This is a genomic window from Terribacillus sp. 7520-G, assembly GCF_002271665.1.
Classification (GTDB): Bacteria; Bacillota; Bacilli; order Bacillales; family Amphibacillaceae; genus Terribacillus.
This window is the reverse complement of record NZ_NQFP01000064.1, coordinates 1-1,117: the sequence shown is the minus strand read 5'-3', so window position 1 is coordinate 1,117 and position 1,117 is coordinate 1. Positions and strand designations below refer to the sequence as shown.

Sequence of the window (1,117 nt, the reverse complement as noted above, 5' to 3'; positions counted from 1 at the left end):
GGTGCAACGCGCGGATCGAATGGAGCCGGGATGACGTAATCTTCGTTCAAGTCGCTCTCATCGATCAATTCGGCAATCGCTTTGGCAGCGGCGATTTTCATTTCTTCGTTGATGCCAGTCGCGCGGACATCCAAGGCACCGCGGAAGATACCAGGGAAGGCAAGTACATTGTTCACCTGGTTCGGGAAGTCGGAACGGCCGGTTCCGATGACGCGGGCACCTGCTGCTTTCGCATCATCAGGCAGGATTTCCGGATCCGGGTTCGCCATCGCGAAGATGATCGGATCTTTTGCCATGCTGCGCACATCATCCTTGGATAATAGGTTGGCTAAAGATACCCCGATGAACACATCCGCATCCTTGATCGCGTCGGACAGGCTGCCAGCCTGACGGTCGCGGTTCGTGATTTTCGCCACACGGTCTTTCATTTTGTTCATGCCCTCTGGACGGCCTTCGTAGATCATCCCTTTGGAATCACACATGATGACGTTGTTCACGCCAAGGCTGTGAAGGAGCTCGATGATCGCGATACCGGCAGCACCGGCACCGTTGGCTACGACCTTGATGTTATCAAAGCTTTTGCCGACCAATTTCAATGCATTCAGCAAACCAGCAACCGTTACGATTGCAGTACCGTGCTGATCATCGTGGAATACCGGGATATCCGTTTCAGCTTTCAAACGTTCTTCGATTTCGAAGCAGCGCGGAGCGGAGATATCTTCCAGGTTCACACCGCCGAATGTCGGCGCCATCAATTTCACGGTGCGGACGATTTCATCCACGTCGTTTGTATCCAAAACGATCGGGAAGCTGTCGACGCCTGCGAAGCTTTGGAAAAGGACGGATTTCCCTTCCATGACCGGCAGCGCTGCTTCCGGACCGATGTTGCCAAGGCCAAGCACGGCAGAGCCGTCACTGACAACCGCAACCATGTTGCCTTTCATTGTATATTCGTAGACGTCATCCTTGTTTTGGTGGATTTCCTTACAAGGCTCCGCCACACCAGGTGAATAAGCAAGGCTCAGATCCGTCGCATTGCGAACCGGGATCTTCGACTTCATTGTCAGTTTCCCTTTGTTTTCACGGTGTATTTTCAATGCATCTTCTCGTAGATTGG

Annotated in this window: 1 protein-coding gene; it reads right to left on the bottom strand. The window is 52.8% G+C overall.

The window, feature by feature from the left end; genetic code table 11:
• Positions 1–1,117, bottom strand: a 1,117-nt coding sequence (ystJ, locus tag CHH53_RS16960; protein WP_143594511.1) for an NADP-dependent malic enzyme, incomplete at both ends; no start/stop codon positions are given.